Here is a 273-nt window from a genome sequence, read left to right as displayed (position 1 = left end):
TCCTCGAGGACGTCGCCGACAACATCTTCCACCCCGACCCCTATTTCCAGGGCGGTGGCGACATGGTCCGCATTGGCGGCATGGGCTACGCGATCGATGTCGGCAAGCCGATGGGCAGCCGCATCTCGGGTCTGACGCATCTGAAATCGGGCCAGCCGATCGATGCGGCGCGGAAATATGTCGTCGCCGGCTGGGCCAGCGTCAACGAAGGCACACAGGGCCCGCCGATCTGGGACGTGGTCCGCACCCATGTCGCCGCGCGCAAAACCGTCA

Annotated in this window: 1 protein-coding gene; it reads left to right on the top strand. The window is 65.6% G+C overall.

Translation table 11 applies throughout. The annotated features are described in order from the left end of the window. Positions 1–273, top strand: a 273-nt coding sequence (locus tag AX750_RS05915) for a 5'-nucleotidase C-terminal domain-containing protein (protein WP_197432796.1), incomplete at both ends; no start/stop codon positions are given.

Origin of the sequence: Methylobacterium sp. CCH7-A2 (genome assembly GCF_001557075.1) — a bacterium.
Lineage (GTDB): Bacteria > Pseudomonadota > Alphaproteobacteria > Rhizobiales > Beijerinckiaceae > Allobosea > Allobosea massiliensis.
The sequence above is the reverse complement of the archived record's forward strand: the minus strand, read 5'-3'. Positions and strand labels throughout refer to the sequence as shown.